This window comes from Burkholderia sp. lig30, assembly GCF_000687455.2.
In the GTDB taxonomy this organism is placed as follows: domain Bacteria; phylum Pseudomonadota; class Gammaproteobacteria; order Burkholderiales; family Burkholderiaceae; genus Burkholderia.
In genome coordinates, this window is the sequence record NZ_JGVW01000029.1 from 1 (window position 1) to 503 (window position 503).

General features: G+C 73.8%; 2 pseudogenes. One reads left to right on the forward strand and one right to left on the reverse strand.

Going from position 1 to position 503, the window contains the following annotated elements:
- Positions 1–11 precede the first annotated feature (11 nt).
- Positions 12–125: pseudogene (locus LIG30_RS27585) on the forward strand (alpha/beta fold hydrolase); the annotation flags it as partial.
- 108 nt (positions 126–233) lie between these two features.
- Here LIG30_RS27585 and LIG30_RS25895 read toward each other — a convergent pair.
- A pseudogene (locus LIG30_RS25895) lies at positions 234–503 on the reverse strand (alpha/beta fold hydrolase); the annotation flags it as partial.

The window sequence follows — 503 nt, forward strand, 5'->3', positions numbered from 1 at the left end:
CGCGCGGCGGCGTGCGCCGCAATCGCACCGACCGGCTGATCGACGATCTCGAAGCGATCCGCCGCGCGCTCGGCATCGAACGATGGGGCGTCGTCGGCGGTTCGTGGGGCGCGGCGCTCGCGCTCGCCTATGCGGGGCAGCACCCCGAGCATGTCGCCGGCGTCGTGTTGCGCGGCCTCTTCCTGACGTCGAAACGCGAAGTCCGGCGCCTGTTCGTGACGTCCCGCACGCGCGCGCCGCGTCGCACAGCCGCTTCCAGGCGCGCGGCGCGCGCGTGCGGGACGTCACGAACAGGCGCCGGACTTCGCGTTTCGACGTCAGGAAGAGGCCGCGCAACACGACGCCGGCGACATGCTCGGGGTGCTGCCCCGCATAGGCGAGCGCGAGCGCCGCGCCCCACGAACCGCCGACGACGCCCCATCGTTCGATGCCGAGCGCGCGGCGGATCGCTTCGAGATCGTCGATCAGCCGGTCGGTGCGATTGCGGCGCACGCCGCCGCGCG